Raw genomic sequence first — 14,919 nt, 5'->3', positions numbered from 1 at the left:
TGACACGCTGGTCCCAGCGCCCGCACCGACGACGGGCCAGGACGTGAGGTGTGCGGGGCGTGGGTGCGGGGCGTTGGCGAAGGGTGGCCAGTCAGGTCGGGCGGAGCATCACGGTATGGGTCGTCTCGACCCTGACCATGCTGGTGCTGGCCGGTATCCTGCCGGACTTCCGGCTGCAGTCCCCGACCGGTGACAGCGCGACCCGGATCGCCGTCACGGCGGCGTTCGGCGCCGGTGCCTTCGGTGTGCTGTCGGCCGTCGTGTGGCCGCTGCTCGTACGGCTGTTCCTGCTCGTACCGACACTCGTGCTCGGGCTCCTCGTCTTCTTCCTCAACGGGGCGCTGCTGCTGCTCGCCCTGCGCCTGAACCCCGCCGAGCGTGGCGACGCCGCCCCGGAGACCGCGGTCGTGGTCGCCGCCGTGATGTCCGCCGTCGCCTCCGCCACCGGCGGTGCCCTCGCGGTACGCGACGACGACGCCTACCGCCGCCGCCTGTACCGTCTCGCCGACCGCCGCCGCAGAGGCGGCCCCGCGGGCCCGGCCACCCCCGGCACGGTCTTCCTCCAGCTCGACGGCGTCGGCCACGACGTCCTGCTGGCCGCGGTCGGCCGGGGCCTGATGCCCACGATCGCCCGGTGGATCGGCCACAACGACACCCCCGGCCGCGCCCTGCGTCCCACCCACCGGCTCACCTCCTGGCGCACCGACTGGTCCAGCCAGACCGGCGCCAGCCAGCTCGGCATCCTGCACGGCAGCAACCACGACGTCCCCGCCTTCCGCTGGTACGAGAAGGACCGCGGTGAGGTGATGGTCTGCAACCGCCCGACCAGCGCCGTCGAACTCCAGCACCGGGCCGTGGCACAGGCGGGCCACGCCGGACTGCTCGCCGTCGACGGCGCCAGCCGCGGCAACCTCTTCTCCGGCGGCGCCGAGGAACAGGCCCTCGTCCTGTCCATCGCCACCCGCCGCCGCAGCCGCGAGACCCGCTCCCGGGCCGGCTACTTCGCCTACTTCTCGGACCCCGCCAACGCCGTGCGCACCGCCCTGTCCTTCTTCGCCGAGGTCGGCCGCGAGATCGGCCAGTCGACCCGCGCCCGGGCCCGCAAGGAGCGCCCCCGGGTGGGACGCGGCGGCCTGTACCCCCTGGTCCGCGCCTTCGCCACCGTCGTCGAACGGGACGTCGTGGTCGCCGCCGTCATGGGCGACATGCTCGCGGGCCGCACGGCCGTCTACGCCGACCTCGTCGCCTACGACGAGGTCGCCCACCACTCCGGGCCGACCGGCCGGGACGCAGCGAAGGTCCTGGAGCGCCTGGACCGCTCGCTCGCCCTCATCGAGAACGTCGCCGAGCACGCCCCGCGCCCGTACCGGATCGTCGTCCTCTCCGACCACGGGCAGAGCCCCGGCGAGACCTTCCGCACCCGCTACGGGCTCACCCTCGGCGACCTGGTCCGGGCCGGCTGCGGGCTGCCCGTGTCACGCAAGGCCGAGCGCACCCACAGCGGGGCCGAGGCCCGCGCCGCCGTCCGTGCCGCGCTGCGCCGACCCGGCAAGGAGGGGCGCGAGGAGTACCGGCCCGCCCGCGGCTCCGAGCCGATCGTGCTGGCCTCCGGCAATCTCGGGCTGGTCTCCTTCCCGGACGTGCACCACCGGATGACCAAGGAGGAGCTGGACGCGCGCCACCCGGCCCTGCTGACCACCCTCGCCAACCATCCCGGCATCGGCTTCCTCCTGGTGCGCAGCGAGGAGCACGGCGGGGTGGTCCTCGGACCGTTCGGCACCGAGATCCCGCTGGACCAACTGGACGAGAATCCGGGGCCGTTGGCCGACTTCGGGCCCGGCGCGGTGGAGGCCGTACGCCGCACGCACTCCTTTCCGCACACCGCCGACATCATGGTCAACTCCTGGTACGACCCGGCGGAGGGGGAGGTGCTGGCCTTCGAGGAGCAGATCGGGTCGCACGGCGGTCTGGGCGGCGCGCAGGCCAAGCCGTTCCTGCTGTCGCCGCTCGCCCTGTCGGCGCCGCCCGAGGGACTGGTCGGGGCGGAGCGGGTTCATCAGGTGCTGCGGCGCTGGCTCGACGAAGCGGGGGGTCCTCAAGTGCCGTTGACCGCGCGAGAGGAGAAAGCCGCGTAGCCGTCCGGCTGCGGGCCGGTGGGGGCCGGTCGCGCCCACGCGGCGGAGCCGCACATCGATACAGCCCCGCCCCCCTGAGGGCGCATCACTGGGCCTGAATAAATCAGCTGCGTCAGTTTCGCCCGGCGCGGACACTGTTCGAGTCGCCCCTCCCTCGAACACCCCCTGGAGCCACCGCTTTGCAGGCTGCCGTCACCGTTTCCCCCTCCCGGATACCCGAGCTCCTCCTCGGCCTCGCCACCGTGCGGCCCGTCTTCGTCTGGGGTGCGCCCGGGATCGGGAAGTCCTCCCTGGTCAGGGAGTTCGCCGCGTCGCTGGGGCTGGAGTGCGTGAGCCTGATCGGTACGCAGCTCGCCCCCGAGGACCTGATCGGGGTGCCGCAGATCCGGGACGGGCGGTCGGTGTTCTGCCCGCCGCAGTCCATCGCGCGCGACGAGCCGTACTGTCTGTTCCTGGACGAGCTGAACGCGGCCACCCCGGATGTGCAGAAGGCGTTCTACTCCCTGATCCTGGACCGCCGTATCGGGGACTACGAACTCCCCAAGGGCTCCATCGTCATCGGTGCCGGGAACCGGGCCACCGACAACGCGCTGGCCCGGCCCATCGCCTCGGCCCTCGTCAATCGCCTCACCCATGTGCACCTGGAGGCGTCCGCGAAGGACTGGCTGGCCTGGGCCGCGGGCAACGGCATCCACCCCTGGATCCTCGACCACCTCACCGACCGGCCCGACCACCTGTGGTCCAAGCCGCCGAAGACCGAGGAACCCTTCTCCACGCCCCGCTCCTGGCACATGCTCTCCGACGCGCTGCACTCCTTCGGCCGGGACCTCGACGAGGAGACCCTGAAGGTGCTGGCGCACGGCACCCTGACGCCCCGGCACGCGACCGCGTTCTGCGGGTACGTCAAGATCGTGCGCAGCCGGTTCGGCATCGAGGCGATCATCAAGGGGGACGCCGGCTGGCCGAACCGCCTGGAGGACCGCGACCTGCTCTACTACCTCGCCGAGTCCTTCCGCGGCCGCCTGGTCAAGGAACTCCCGGTCAGCAAGGAGCACATGTCGGCGAACGGCCGCCAGACCGCGTACCGCGCCAAGTCGCTGCTGGTGCAGCTCGCAGAGATCTCCGTGGAGGTCGCCCAGACCGTCATCGCCTCCGACGCCGACGGCAACCCCGTGCTGCCCTCCTGGTTCCTCGTCGAGGCGGCCCGGGACATGCCGCGCCTCGTGGAGGCGCGGCGGTGAGCCGCAGTCCCGTGAAGAAGAAGAAACGGGACCTCGCCGGTGAGGCGTTCGCCGAGGGAATGCGGCTGCTCAAGGGCAACCCCGCCCTCGCGGCCGTCGAGTTCGACGTCTGCCGCCAGGAGGAGTGCCGTCACGCACCCCGGGACGGGCTGGTGGTCGTCGACTCCGACGGCGATCTGCACGCCCACCCCGACCGGCTCGCCGAGCCCGCCGCCTGGGCCTGGGCGCTCGCCCACGCCGTCCTCCACCTCGGCTTCGGACACGTCCCGGCGGTCAAGGGCGCACGCACCCAGCCCGACCGTTTCGACCTCGCCGCCCGCTGTGTCGTCGTCAACCGCTTCCTGCTCGACTTCACCGTCGGCAAGACCCCCGAGCACCTGCCCGCCTCCTACCCCGACGGCGACGAGGAGCAGCTCGCCGCCCGCTGGCGCCGCGACGGCATCCCGGCCGTCTACGAACACTGCGGCACGGCGGGTCCCGAGCCCGATCAGCTGCTGCTGCCCTGGGCGGGCTGGCGCCAGCCCGTGGACTGGCAGCTGGCGTTCGCCACCGCCCTGACCCGGACCGTGTCTGCGGCGATGGACATGGCGGGCGGCCGCCGCGACTCCCTCGACGGCGAGGCGCCCGCGCTGCGCCCCTGGCAGCGGGCCCTGAGCTGGTTCGTCTCCTCCTACCCGCTGCTCGGTGGCATCGCGGCCGGCATCAAGCTGGTCGCCGACGCCGAACTCGCCCGCGCCCACGGCATCGCCATCGCCGCCGTGGACGCCGAGGCCGCCGAGATCTACATCAACCCCCTGCGCCGCTTCGACGACGAGGAATGGCGGTTCATCCTCGCCCACGAGATGCTGCACGCCGCCCTGCGCCACGGCGACCGCTGCGGCACCCGCGACCCCTACCTCTTCAACATCGCCTGCGACTACGTCATCAACGGCTGGCTGAACGAGATGCGGATCGGCACCATGCCCGAGGGCCTGCTGTACGACCCCGAGCTCACCGGCCTCTCCTCCGAGGAGGTCTACGACCGCATCGCCGGCGATCTGCGCCGCATGCGCCGGCTGGCCACCCTCCGCGGCAAGGGCGTCGGCGACATCCTCGGCGGCCCGCTCGGCTCGCCCCGCGACTACGTCGACCTCGACGAGTTCTACCACCGGGGTCTCGCCCAGGGCCTCGACCTGCACCAGCAGCAGGAGCGCGGGTTCCTGCCCGGCGGCCTCGTCGAGGAGATCCGCGCGCTCAGCCACCCACCGGTGCCCTGGGACGCGCGACTGGCCCGCTGGTTCGACGAGTTCGTGCCCAGCCCGCAGCCCGTGCGGTCCTACGCCCGCCCCTCGCGCCGTCAGTCCTCCACCCCCGACATCCCGCGCGCGGGCCGTTACTTCCCGCCCGAGGAGATCGCCCGCTGCACCTTCGGCGTGGTCCTGGACACCTCCGGCTCGATGAACCGCATCCTGCTGGGCAAGGCGCTCGGCGCGATCGCCTCCTACGCCGAGGCCAGGGACGTACCGGCCGCCCGGGTCGTGTTCTGCGACGCGGCCCCGCACGACGCCGGCTATCTCCCGGTCACCGAGATCGCCGAGCGGGTCCGGGTGCACGGCCGCGGCGGCACCGTCCTGCAACCCGGCATCGACCTGCTGCACCGCGCCGACGACTTTCCCGCGAGCGCGCCCGTGCTGGTGATCACCGACGGCTGGTGCGATGTGCTGCGGGTCCGGCGCGAGCACGCCTATCTGATCCCGCAGGGGGCCAGGCTGCCGTTCACCGCACGGGGGCCGGTCTTCCGCGTGAGCTGAGCCGTAGTGTGATCGGATGGATCCCGCATCCCCCGTCAGCGGGACCACACGAAAGGACTGACCGTGGCTACCACGCGCTCCGCACACACCGTCTGGGAAGGCAACCTCCTCGAGGGGAGCGGTGTCGTCAACTTCGACTCCTCCGGTGCCATCGAGGCACAGCCGGTCACGTGGGCCTCGCGCTCCCAGGACGCGAACGGCAAGACCAGCCCCGAGGAGCTGATCGCCGCCGCGCACTCCAGCTGCTTCTCCATGGCGCTGTCGCACGCCCTGAACGGCGCGGGCACCCCCCCCACCAAGCTCGTCACCTCGGCCGACGTCTCCTTCCAGCCGGGAGAGGGCATCACCGGCATCCACCTCACCGTCGAGGGCACCGTGCCGGGCCTGGACGAGGAGGGCTTCGCCGCCGCCGCGGACGACGCCAAGGCGAACTGCCCCGTCAGCCAGGCCCTGAAGTCCGTCCCGATCACGCTGGACGCCAAGCTCGCCTGAACCCGAAGGCGCCAGGTCGCGCAGACCGCTCGTCCGGGGCGGTCTGCGCGCTGCCGGGCTCCGGCGGGAGGTCCAGGTGCGGGAAGGGACGCGATGACCCTGGGAACAACGGCGGGCGACAGGGCGGAACTCGACTCCGGAGCCCGTCAACTCACCCGCGCCCTGGTGCTGTTCAGCCTCAGCGGCAGCCTGGATCCGCGGGTGCCCTCGCTCGGCAGTCTCGTCGACCGGTTCGACTTCGGCCGCTTCGCCCTGCACCTGAAGTCCAGCGAGGCGGTGCTTCCCGTGCCGGTGCTCGTGCGGGACGTGGCGCCCGGGGAGCTGCGGCTGCCCCATGGTGACCGCGGACTCGCCCTGGCGTCGGCCGAGTTCGCCGTTCTCGCCGCCCCGCGCGGTGACATCACCCTGGTCCTGGACTGCGAGTTCGCCGGGCCCACGCCCTCCGACGCGCTCGCCGCCTGGCTCGCCGACACCTGCTTCGACCGGGACCTGATCACACTCGACGGCCGGCCGCTGCTCGATGTGCTGGGACAAGGGCTCGCGCCCCGGGAGCCACTCGCCTTCGGTCAGAACGTCCACCAACTCGTCTTCCCCGGCGGGGAGTTGCGCGAGGAGCTGCTCGGTGTCGACGCGGCCCGGCAGTCGGCCGTGCTGAACGAGATCGTGTACCGCGGCCGGATGGCCACGGCGGAACCGCCCCATCTCAGCAATCATGGCACCACGCTCTCCGCGCACGGCCGCGGTGTCTCCGTCCACGTCGGCTGGGCCCGGCACGTGGAGAACGGCCTGACCCTGGTCGCCATCGGCATGGTGTCCGCGCTCGCCGTCCTCCAGCGCACACGGCTGGCCGCCTTCGAGACGATGCGGGCGAACGAACAGGCCTCGGCGAGCTCTCCGTACGAGGTCCGCTCGCTGATCTCACAGCTGTCCGCGGGGGTCAACGAGCTCCAGCTGGACCTGGCCTTCGGGGTGGAGGCGTACGTCGACAGCCTGCTGATCCCGGAGATGGTCATGGAGGCCTTCCAGTCCTCCCTGCGGGACGCGCTCGGCATCCGCGACAGCCTGGAGAACTCGGCCCGCATGGTGGAGCGCCTGACCTCGGTGATCAGTGCCCGCTCGGCGGCCCTGGACGCCGAGCTCTCGGAGCGCGACGACCGCCGGGACCGTACGGTGTCCGTGCTGGTCGCGATCGCCACCCTGATCGCCCTGCCGCCGACGCTGCTGCTCGCGTTCTTCGGCGCCAACGCCACGACCGTGAACTCCCACCGCTCCATCTTCGACCCGCGGTACCTCCCGGCGTACCTCCTGGCCTGGGTCCCCTTTCTCGTGCTCGCCGTGATCGGATACGTCCGGATCATCCGCACCGGCAGGCGCTCCGGCTCCCTGCTGACCCCGGACACCCCGACCGCCGCCCCGCACCCACCGGCCGGGAGCTGACCGCCGATGTCCCCACGACCCGCCGTCTCCGCCCACCGGGGCGGATCCGAGCGTGCCGGTGCCGCGACCTGGGAGGCCTACGAGGACGCGCTGCGGTCCGGGGCGGAGTACGTCGAGTTCGACATCCGGCGCACCGCGGACGGGGTCCTCGTCGTCCACCACGACGCCCGGGTGGGGCCGCACGGACCGCCGCTGTCCGGGATCCGGTATGCCGAGCTCAGCGAGCGCGCCGGATATCCCGTGCCGGTCGTCGACGAGGTCATGTCCCTGATCGCGGGCCGGATGGCCGGCCACCTGGACCTCAAGGAGGCCGGCTACGAGCACGAGCTGATCGACCGGGCGGTCGCCCTGCTCGGCGCGGACGGCTTCGTCGCCACCACCCTGGAGGACCGTTCCGTCGCCGCCATCGCACGGGCCTTCCCGCGGGTCCGCACGGCCCTTTCCCTGGGCCGGGACGGCAAGGAGATCGCCCGGTCCCGCCTGGCCGGCGTCCGGCTCAGCGAGCTGCTGCCGATGCGCCGGGTGCGCGCCTGCGGCGCGAGCGGGGTGGCCGTGCACCAGCGGCTGGCCCGCGCCAACGTGCTGCGTGAGGCGGTCCGGCACGACCTGTTCACCATGGTCTGGACGGTCAACGACGACACCCTGATGCGGACGTTTCTCGACCACCCGCGCGTCGACGTCCTGATCACCGACCGGCCGCGGCGGGCCGTCGCGCTGCGGGCGGAGCCGAGCGAAGAGCGTTCCGTGGGGTACCCGTCCCATTGACAGGAAGGCACTCAAGTTCTGTGCTGGAGTACGGGGACGCTCCCTGGGCGGAAGGGGACAGCGATGGGACGTGCGGTCGGGATCGATCTCGGTACCACGAACTCGGTGGTGGCCGTACTGGAGGGCGGTGAACCCACGGTGGTCGCCAACGCGGAGGGGGCCAGGACCACACCGTCGGTCGTGGCCTTCGCCAAGAACGGCGAGGTGCTGGTGGGCGAGGTCGCCAAGCGGCAGGCCGTGACCAACGTCGAGCGCACCGCGCGCTCCGTGAAGCGGCACATGGGCGACGGGAGCTGGCGCTTCCCGGACCAGGGCGACATCGACGGCACCCGGTACCGGGCGCAGGAGCTGTCCGCGCGGGTCCTGCAGAAGCTGAAGCGGGACGCCGAGTCCTATCTCGGCGAGGACGTCACCGACGCCGTGATCACGGTGCCCGCCTACTTCGACGACACCCAGCGGCAGGCCACCAAGGAGGCCGGGGAGATCGCCGGCCTCAACGTGCTAAGGATCATCAACGAGCCCACGGCGGCGGCGCTGGCGTACGGCCTCGACCGGGGCGAGGAGCAGACGGTCCTCGTCTTCGACCTCGGCGGCGGCACCTTCGACGTGTCCCTGCTGGAGATCGGCGACGGGGTCATCGAGGTCAAGGCGACCAACGGCGACACGCACCTGGGCGGCGACGACTGGGACCAGCGGGTCGTCGAGCACCTGGTGAAGACGTTCCAGGGGCAGTACGGCGTCGACCTCGGCAAGGACAAGATGGCGCTGCAGCGGCTGCGCGAGGGCGCGGAGAAGGCGAAGATCGAGCTGTCGTCGTCCTCCGAGACCACGATCAACCTGCCCTACATCACCGCCTCCGCCGACGGGCCCCTGCACCTCGACGAGAAGCTGACCCGCGCCCAGTTCCAGGAGCTCACCGCCGATCTCCTCGACCGCTGCAAGACCCCCTTCCACCAGGCGGTCAAGGATGCGGGCATCAAGCTCTCCGCGGTCGACCACGTGATCCTCGTCGGCGGCTCGACGCGGATGCCCGCGGTGACCGACCTGGTCAAGGAGCTCACCGGCAAGGACCCGCACAAGGGGGTCAACCCCGACGAGGTCGTGGCGGTCGGGGCGGCGCTCCAGGCGGGTGTCATCCGCGGTGACGTGAAGGACGTGCTGCTGCTCGACGTGACCCCGCTGTCGCTGGGGATCGAGACCAAGGGCGGCATCATGACCAAGCTCATCGAACGCAACACCACGATCCCCACCCGGCGTTCGGAGATCTTCACGACCGCCACCGACAACCAGCCCTCGGTGGGCATCCAGGTCTACCAGGGCGAACGCGAGATCGCCGCGTACAACAAGAAGCTCGGCGTCTTCGACCTCACCGGACTGCCGCCGGCGCCCCGAGGCGTCCCGCAGATCGAGGTGGCCTTCGACATCGACGCGAACGGGATCATGCACGTCTCGGCGAAGGACCTCGCGACCGGGCGCGAGCAGAAGATGACCGTGACGGGTGGGTCGGCGCTCCCCAAGGACGACATCGACCGCATGATGCGCGAGGCCGAGCAGTACGCGGAGGAGGACCGCAACCGCCGCGAGGCCGCCGAGACCCGCAACCAGGCCGAGCAACTCGTCTACCAGACCGAGAAGTTCGTACGCGACAACGACGACAAGGTCCCCGCCGACACCAAGACGGAGGTCGAGGCGGCCGTCTCCGAACTCAAACGGCTTCTGGAGGAGAACGCCGACACCAACACCCTCCGGGGCGGCGTCGAGAAGCTCGCCTCCGTCAGCCAGAAGATGGGCCAGGCGATGTACGCCCAGGCGCAGCCGTCCCAGGAGACACCCACGGAGGACGCCGGCCCGCACACGTCCCCCCAGGAGGACGAGGGCGTGGTGGACGCGGAGATCGTGGACGACGAGAGGGACCAGAAGGGCGGGGCCGCCTGAGATCCCGTCAGTCGTGCGTCCAGGCGGTCGGCAGCGTGGCGCACACCGCGTCGAGGACCGTCGCGTACGGCGTGCCGAAGTCGGTGAGCCGGGAACGGAGTTGCTCCAGGCCGTCCCGGTGCTCGGTGAGCAGGCCGAGGTCCCCGGTGCGGGCCGCGCACTCCAGCACGGCGGGGAGGAAGTCCGGCGGCTCCTCACCGGTGAACTCCAGGCCGGCGGCCCGGTAGACCTCCTCGAAACGGAGCAGCGACATCCCGCGCCGCCGGGTGTTCCCGTCCTGCCACCAGCTCAGATACAGACTGTGCCGGTTGTCGAAGTCGAAGACCCGGACGTAGTGCGCCGCCAGCTCCTGCGCGGGCGTCAGCGCCGCGTGGTCGACGAACTCCCGCAGCTGCGGGGCCGCTTCCCGCAGCAGCGGCAGGCGTGTGCGGAACCCGTCGTCGGGATACGTCAGGCAGAGCGCCGCCGCCTGGTACAGCACTGCGTCCGAGGGCATCACGCCTCCTCCGCGTCGTCCGTGGTCTGCCGTCCGCGCAGCACGTGGAAGCTCTCCACCGACACCGACACCGACACCGACACCGACACCGACACTGACACCGGCGGCAGCTGCCTGCGCCCCGAGTCCTGCCCGAACAACCCGTCCACGCCCATGCCGGGCCCGTCCGCGTGGTCGAGACCGCGACCGCCCGGCGGCGTTCACGCTCGGCACCGCACATTCCACACGTGCGCTCCCTTCCTTGTCCGCGGCTCCTTCGAACGTAGGGCGGGGCGCGGGAGCGCACCCGTTCACGGCACCCGTACGGGTCAGACCTTGCGCGCGACCCCCGCGTACACCGACACGATGCCCTCCGCCTGGGCCGCCACGTCCTCGGGGCCCGGACGCCAGCCCGACACGGGGATCACCCCGGGGCCGAGCAGCTCCAGACCGCCGAAGAAGCGGGAGAACTCGACGAGCGAACGGGGGTGGAAGGCCGTGCCGCTCCTGCGGAACTGCTCGGCCGCCTTCTCTATCGCCTGGGGGCTCAGATCGGGCGTGACCTGGGAGAGGATCACGTAACTGCCCGGGGCGAGCTCGGCGACGTACCGCTCGAGCAGCCCGTACGCCTCGTCGCTCAGGTAGTGGGTGAGCGCCACCAGGGACAGCGCGACCGGCTGGGCGAAGTCCAGGGTCTCGGCGGCCGGCCGCAGGATGGTGTCCGGATCGCGGACGTCGGCGTGGACGTAGTCCGTGGCGCCCTCCGGGGCGCTGTGCAGCAGGGCCTGCGCGTGCCGGAGGACGATCGGATCGTTGTCCGCGTACACGACCCTCGACTCCGGGGCGACCTCCTGCGCCACCTGGTGCAGGTTGGGCTCGGTCGGGATGCCGGTGCCGATGTCGAGGAACTGGCGGATCCCGGCCTCGGCGACCGTCCGCACCGCCCGGTGCATGAAGCGGCGGTTTGCCCGCGCCCCGCGCATCACCGTGCCGTCCACGGCGAGGATCCGTCGGGCCAGTTCCTCGTCCACCGGGTAGTTGTCCTTGCCGCCCAGCCACCAGTCGTACACCCGGGCCGGATGCGGCCGGCCGGTGTCCATGGCGGGGACTGCGGCGTCGGATCCGGTCATGCGGTGTCTTCTCCCCTGCGACGGTGGCATGGTGTCCCTGCCGTGTGGTCGTGCCGCCCGCTCAGAAGTCCTCGCGGCGCTCCCGCAGCAGCTTCTTCGTGCGCTCGGCCGACGCGGCCCGCGCCGACATGTGGTCCAGGACCTCCAGGTGCGTGGCGACCTCCTGGCGGGAGTCGAGATACAGCGCACCGGTGAGGTACTCGGTGAAGACCAGGTCGGGCAGCTCCGGCTCGGTGAAGCGGAACAGTGAGAAGGGCGCGTACGTCCCCGGGTGCGGGCCCTCCTCGAACTCGCACACCTGGAGCGTGACCCGGTCGCGCTCGGCGAACTCCAGGAGTTTGTCCAGCTGTTCGCGCATCACCTCGGAGCGGATGCTCACCGGGCGGCGCAACACCGTCTCGTCCATGATCGCCCACAGATGGGGCGGGTTGGGGCGCTCCAGCAGTCGCTGCCGGGCCATCCGCAGCGACACATGCCGCTCCACCGCCTCAGGACCCGTCTGCGCGATGGTCCCGGCCTCCATGACGGCACGCGCGTAGGCCTCGGTCTGGAGCAGTCCGGGCACGAAGTGCGGCTCGTAGGAGCGGATGATCCCGGCGGCGCCCTCCAGGCTCACGTACAGGCTGAACCACTCGGGCAGCACATCGTGGAACCGCTGCCACCAGCCCGGTCTGTTCGCCTCCTCGGCCAGCTGGACGAAGGCCTCGACCTGCTCCTCGGGCACGCCGTAGGTCTCCAGGAGCACCTGGACATACGGGATCTTCAGGGCGACCTCGGCCATTTCCATCCGCCGTACGGTCGCGGGGGCCACCCGCAGTACCTGCGCGGCCTCCTCGCGCTTGAGGCCGGCCGCCTCCCGCAGTTCCTGAAGCCGTCTGCCGAGCACCACCTGGCCCACGGTCGGCGCAGGTCGCCGCTCACTCACGCCACGCCTCCCCTACGCGTCGAAGCTTGCGTGCAGTGTGCCATGTTCCCGTGCCGGTCTCACCGCTCACGACCGTTCCTTCCTTACCTCCCGCGTAATCGACCGGGGCGCGGGCCGGCGGGATGGTGGATGTCAGGGGTTCCGGGCCGGCGCACTCCGGTCCGGAACCCTCCGTCCGCTTCCCCGTTTCCGACCTCGACGGAGGGTGATTCGTCATGTCCGCGACCCAGCTCATCGCGCTCGCCCGGACCTCGGACCCGCACACCATGCTGCGCCGCTTCCTCGCCCTGGACGCGGTCGTGACCGGTGCGAACGGTCTCGTGTACCTCCTCGGGTCCGGACCGGTCGGCCGGTTCCTGGGCGTCGACTCGGGGCTGCTGCTCGGACTCGGGGCCTTCCTCGTGGCGTACGGTGCCGTCGTGGGCGTCCTCGCCTCGCGCGGTCGTCCGCCGGCCCTCCCCGTGCGTGCCGTCGTCGAGGCCAACCTCCTGTGGGCCGCCCTGAGTTGTGTTGCCCTCGGACTGTGGCTGTCGCCGACCACGGCCGGTGCCGTGTGGACGGTGCTCCAGGCGGTCACCGTCGGCGGGTTCGCGCTGCTCCAGTACGCCGCGCTGAAAGCCTGTCAGGGCAGCAGTGAATGAAGGTGCTTGACCGTCGCCGGGTCGGCCGGAAGGAACGTCTCGATGGCCAGCTCGGCGACGGTCACGTCCATGGGGGTGTTGAAGGTGGACGTGGAGGAGATGAACGACAGCGTCCGCCCTTCGTGCTCGATCCGCATCGGCAGCGCGAAGTAGGGCACCTGCTCGGGCGGTTGGCCGTCGTCGAACTCCTCCGGGTCCGGCACCGGATAGGCCGCGACCTCCTCGTACAGCTCCCGCAGCCGCTCCGACCGGCGCAGGGCGATCTGCCGCCGCATCTGTTCCAGCAGATGGCCGCGCCACTCCCGCAGATTGCGGATGCGCGGGGCGAGGCCCTCGGGGTGCAGGGTCAGCCGCATGGTGTTGAGCGGTGGCTGGAGCAGAAACTCCGGGACACCCTCGAGGAGCATCATGATGCCCCGGTTCGCGGCCACGACGTGATACCCGGCGTCGAACACCAGGGCCGGATAGGGCTCGTAGCCCTGGATCAGCCGCTCGATCCCCTCGCGCACGGCGTCCAGCGCGGGGTCGTCCAGCGGGGTCTCCGGGAAGCGCGGGGCGTAACCGGCCGCGAGCAGCAGCGCGTTGCGCTCCCGCACCGGCACCTCCAGATGCTCGGCGAGCCGCAGCACCATCTCCTCGCTCGGACGGGAGCGACCCGTCTCGACGAAGCTGATGTGGCGGGCACTTGAGTCCGCCCGCAGCGCCAACTCCAGTTGACTGACCCGCCGTTGCTCCCGCCAGGCGCGCAGGAGGGGACCGACGCCCCGGTCGGACGGGGCGGCTGCAGCGGAGTGGACAATGGTCATGCGTACGACCGTAGCCGAGCAGCGGGCGCATGACCGGGCCCTGGACGACGGTGAGCGTGGCGGGGGACCGCGCCAGGGTGCGGGGCCGTCTGCCGGGGGTGCGCCGGGTGACGCCCTCGGCGCGGGCCGGGTCGCCGAGGAGGGGCTCGCCATCGGTGTCCACAGCGCGCCGGCCGGCGGAAGCGTCAAGCACGCGCTGCTGCTGTCGGTCGACCACTCGGGTGACAGCGACACGACCGGCCCCCTCTGCGGCACGGTGACGTCTGCCTGCCGCACGAGTGGGACCGGCAGGTCGAAAACCGGGCCCGGATCGCCGCGCTCGCCCGACGACCTTGCCGCCGAAGATGTCCCAGCTGGCCGCCGGGAACCCTCCTGGCCGCCGGGAACCCTCCTGACCAGGGCCGCAGCGGCACGGTTGTGGGACGCTGAAGACACCACGACCCCCAGGAAGGAGCCAGGTCATGCCCGTCGCACCCCTGTCGCAGAAGGAGATCGAGGACCGGCTCGCGGAACTGCCGGGCTGGTCCGTCGACGACGGCCGCCTCACCCGCTCGTACCGCCTCGGCACCCACTTCGCCGCGACCGCGATGGTCGTCCACGTCGCCCAGGTCCAGGAGGAGCTCGACCACCACTCCGACCTCACCCTCGGCTACAACACGGTGGCGCTGTCCGTGCACACGCACAGCGCGGGCGGCGCGCTCACGGAGAAGGACTTCGAGCTGGCGCAGCGGGTGCAGGCGCTCGCCGCCGGTCACGGAGCCCAGTGAGCCGGTGCCCGACCATGACAAGGAGGAGGCCGGCGCGGGTCCAGCCGTAGGCGCCCAGGTCGAAGCCCTCGGGCGCATCAAGGTGGAAGCAGCCACGCCCTGGTGACGGCGTCGAGCACACCGACGGGGAGCGGCGGCGCACGGTTGTCGGCGAGCACGACCGCGCCGGGCAGCCGTACCGCGGCCATGCGGGCCCTGCCGTACGTCAGGTCGGCGCCCGCGGTCAGGGCCGTGGCCGGACGGCGGCGAACCTGCGCGGGCCGGTCCCGGTGCCTCAGCCCACGTCGAGGAGGCGCGGGGTGTTCGCGGTCCCCATCGAGTCGAGCGCGCCCATGGCCAATGCCGAACTGGCCAAAAAATGCGGCAACTCGGCTCCTGCG

Annotated in this window: 13 protein-coding genes and 1 pseudogene; 9 read left to right on the top strand and 5 right to left on the bottom strand. The window is 71.7% G+C overall.

Annotation, left to right across the window (positions count from 1 at the left end; all coding sequences use genetic code 11):
* Positions 1-50: 50 nt before the first annotated feature.
* The 7 genes from ABZT93_RS19995 (at position 51) to dnaK (ending at position 9,795) form a co-directional block, all read left to right on the top strand.
* Entirely contained in the window at positions 51-2,135 is a 2,085-nt protein-coding gene (locus ABZT93_RS19995) for a phage holin family protein (RefSeq protein WP_356106128.1), read from the top strand.
* A gap of 179 nt (positions 2,136-2,314) precedes the next feature.
* Positions 2,315-3,376, top strand: a complete 1,062-nt coding sequence (locus ABZT93_RS19990) for a MoxR family ATPase (RefSeq protein ID WP_356106126.1) — start codon at positions 2,315-2,317, stop codon at positions 3,374-3,376.
* On the top strand, positions 3,373-5,166 hold the full coding sequence (locus ABZT93_RS19985; RefSeq protein WP_356106124.1) for a hypothetical protein: 1,794 nt from the start codon (positions 3,373-3,375) through the stop codon (positions 5,164-5,166). Before ABZT93_RS19990 ends, ABZT93_RS19985 begins: the two co-directional genes overlap by 4 nt.
* 63 nt (positions 5,167-5,229) lie before the next feature.
* Complete coding sequence (locus tag ABZT93_RS19980; protein ID WP_356106123.1) at positions 5,230-5,658, top strand: OsmC family peroxiredoxin; 429 nt, start codon at positions 5,230-5,232, stop codon at positions 5,656-5,658.
* Positions 5,659-5,751: 93 nt separating this feature from the next.
* On the top strand, positions 5,752-7,095 hold the full coding sequence (locus ABZT93_RS19975; RefSeq protein WP_356106121.1) for a hypothetical protein: 1,344 nt from the start codon (positions 5,752-5,754) through the stop codon (positions 7,093-7,095).
* 6 nt (positions 7,096-7,101) lie between these two features.
* Positions 7,102-7,860: a glycerophosphodiester phosphodiesterase family protein gene (locus ABZT93_RS19970; protein ID WP_356106119.1), complete on the top strand. Its 759-nt coding sequence runs from the start codon at positions 7,102-7,104 to the stop codon at positions 7,858-7,860.
* Positions 7,861-7,923: 63 nt separating this feature from the next.
* Positions 7,924-9,795: a molecular chaperone DnaK gene (gene dnaK / locus ABZT93_RS19965; RefSeq protein ID WP_356106118.1), complete on the top strand. Its 1,872-nt coding sequence runs from the start codon at positions 7,924-7,926 to the stop codon at positions 9,793-9,795.
* Positions 9,796-9,802: 7 nt separating this feature from the next.
* Here the strand turns inward: dnaK and narJ are convergent, their stop codons facing one another.
* The 4 genes and pseudogenes from narJ to ABZT93_RS19945 form a co-directional block, all read right to left on the bottom strand.
* Positions 9,803-10,291: a nitrate reductase molybdenum cofactor assembly chaperone gene (gene narJ / locus ABZT93_RS19960; RefSeq protein ID WP_356106116.1), complete on the bottom strand. Its 489-nt coding sequence runs from the start codon at positions 10,289-10,291 to the stop codon at positions 9,803-9,805.
* Positions 10,291-10,470 (bottom strand): annotated as a pseudogene (locus ABZT93_RS19955) (hypothetical protein); the annotation flags it as partial. The pseudogene ABZT93_RS19955 and the gene narJ, both read right to left, overlap by 1 nt.
* A gap of 129 nt (positions 10,471-10,599) precedes the next feature.
* The gene (locus ABZT93_RS19950; protein ID WP_356106114.1) at positions 10,600-11,400 is read right to left on the bottom strand and encodes an SAM-dependent methyltransferase; all 801 of its coding nucleotides are present in this window, start codon (positions 11,398-11,400) and stop codon (positions 10,600-10,602) included.
* 61 nt (positions 11,401-11,461) lie between these two features.
* Entirely contained in the window at positions 11,462-12,325 is an 864-nt protein-coding gene (locus tag ABZT93_RS19945; protein ID WP_356106112.1) for a helix-turn-helix transcriptional regulator, read from the bottom strand.
* 215 nt (positions 12,326-12,540) lie between these two features.
* On the opposite strand from ABZT93_RS19945, the gene ABZT93_RS19940 reads away from it, so the two are divergent.
* The gene (locus ABZT93_RS19940) at positions 12,541-12,966 is read left to right on the top strand and encodes a hypothetical protein (RefSeq protein WP_356106110.1); all 426 of its coding nucleotides are present in this window, start codon (positions 12,541-12,543) and stop codon (positions 12,964-12,966) included.
* Here the strand turns inward: ABZT93_RS19940 and ABZT93_RS19935 are convergent.
* Complete coding sequence (locus tag ABZT93_RS19935) at positions 12,948-13,772, bottom strand: helix-turn-helix transcriptional regulator (RefSeq protein ID WP_356106109.1); 825 nt, start codon at positions 13,770-13,772, stop codon at positions 12,948-12,950. The genes ABZT93_RS19940 and ABZT93_RS19935 overlap by 19 nt on opposite strands.
* Before the next feature lie 461 nt (positions 13,773-14,233).
* On the opposite strand from ABZT93_RS19935, the gene ABZT93_RS19930 reads away from it, so the two are divergent.
* The gene (locus ABZT93_RS19930) at positions 14,234-14,539 is read left to right on the top strand and encodes a 4a-hydroxytetrahydrobiopterin dehydratase (protein WP_356106107.1); all 306 of its coding nucleotides are present in this window, start codon (positions 14,234-14,236) and stop codon (positions 14,537-14,539) included.
* Positions 14,540-14,919: the final 380 nt, after the last annotated feature.

The sequence above is a fragment of the Streptomyces sp. NPDC005303 genome (genome assembly GCF_040607335.1).
In the GTDB taxonomy this organism is placed as follows: domain Bacteria; phylum Actinomycetota; class Actinomycetes; order Streptomycetales; family Streptomycetaceae; genus Streptomyces.
This window is presented reverse-complemented; position numbering and strand designations above follow the sequence as displayed.

Bases quoted from the DNA above. Each gene is read 5' to 3' on its own strand.
- ABZT93_RS19935 (WP_356106109.1), bottom strand. From the start codon at position 13,772: ATGACCATTGTCCACTCCGCTGCAGCCGCCCCGTCCGACCGGGGCGTC.
- ABZT93_RS19940 (WP_356106110.1), top strand. From the start codon at position 12,541: ATGTCCGCGACCCAGCTCATCGCGCTCGCCCGGACCTCGGACCCGCAC.
- ABZT93_RS19930 (WP_356106107.1), top strand. From the start codon at position 14,234: ATGCCCGTCGCACCCCTGTCGCAGAAGGAGATCGAGGACCGGCTCGCG.
- ABZT93_RS19970 (WP_356106119.1), top strand. From the start codon at position 7,102: ATGTCCCCACGACCCGCCGTCTCCGCCCACCGGGGCGGATCCGAGCGT.
- ABZT93_RS19975 (WP_356106121.1), top strand. From the start codon at position 5,752: ATGACCCTGGGAACAACGGCGGGCGACAGGGCGGAACTCGACTCCGGA.
- ABZT93_RS19950 (WP_356106114.1), bottom strand. From the start codon at position 11,400: ATGACCGGATCCGACGCCGCAGTCCCCGCCATGGACACCGGCCGGCCG.
- narJ (WP_356106116.1), bottom strand. From the start codon at position 10,291: ATGCCCTCGGACGCAGTGCTGTACCAGGCGGCGGCGCTCTGCCTGACG.
- dnaK (WP_356106118.1), top strand. From the start codon at position 7,924: ATGGGACGTGCGGTCGGGATCGATCTCGGTACCACGAACTCGGTGGTG.